The organism is Marinimicrobium sp. UBA4509, assembly GCF_002388575.1.
In the GTDB taxonomy this organism is placed as follows: domain Bacteria; phylum Pseudomonadota; class Gammaproteobacteria; order Pseudomonadales; family Cellvibrionaceae; genus Marinimicrobium; species Marinimicrobium koreense.
In genome coordinates this window covers 500-1489 of record NZ_DGMV01000049.1, presented here as the reverse complement: position 1 = coordinate 1489, position 990 = coordinate 500, and the positions used below count along the sequence as shown (strand labels likewise).

The 990-nt window shown below is 60.1% G+C and carries 1 protein-coding gene; it reads left to right on the top strand.

The window, feature by feature from the left end; all coding sequences use genetic code 11:
• The coding region (locus tag B3520_RS07710) for an NAD(P)/FAD-dependent oxidoreductase (RefSeq protein WP_286875804.1) at positions 1 to 990 on the top strand (990 nt) is incomplete at both ends.

The following is a 990-nucleotide window of genomic DNA, read 5'->3' as shown; positions in this document are numbered from 1 at the left end:
GTGGTCGGCGGTGGCGCCGGCGGATTGGAACTCGCCACCAGGCTCGGTCGCAAGCTGGGCCGAAAGAAGAAAGCCCATATTACCCTGGTGGACCGCAACACCACCCATCTATGGAAACCGCTGCTGCATGAAATAGCGGTGGGCACCATGGATGAGGGCAACGATGCGGTCAGCTACCGCGCCCAGGCGTACGCCAAAGGCTTTCACTTTCGCATCGGCACCCTGACCGACATCGATCGCGAGCAGCGCCAGGTTGTGCTGGCGCCGGTTCTGGACGAGGAAGGTGTGGAGTACATTCCCGCCACCCGCATTGATTACGATTACCTGGTGATGGCTCTGGGGTCGGTGTCCAATGATTTCGGCACTCACGGTGTGAAAGAGCACTGCATCTTTCTCGACAGCGCCAAGCAGGCGCACCGGTTTCGCAACAAGTTGCTCAACCGGTTCTTGCGAATTCAGCGCGTTCCCGACGAACCGGATGAAGTACGCATTGCCATTGTGGGCGCCGGCGCAACCGGCGTGGAGCTCTCCGCGGAGCTGCATCATGCCGTCAAAGAGTTTCACCACTATGGCTTTGATGCCATCACCAATGAGCACCTGCACGTAACCCTGCTGGAGGCCGGCGAACGGATCCTGCCCGCCCTGCCCGAACGCATTTCCGCCGCGGCCACCCGCGAGCTGACCAACATCGGGGTCAAGGTGCGCACTCAGACGATGGTGACCTCAGCCGAGCATAACGGCCTGCACACCAAAGACGGTGATTTCATTGAAGCGGACCTGATGGTCTGGGCCGCCGGCATCAAGGTACCGGAGTTTATGGCCAACATCGGCGGTCTGGAAACCAACCGGATCAATCAGTTGACCGTCAATCCGCATTTGCAGGCCACGCGGGACGAACGGATTTTCGCCATTGGTGATTGCGCCGAGTTCATTCAGGAAGATGGCAAGCGAGTGCCGCCACGAGCGCAGTCGGCCCATCAGATGGCGGAT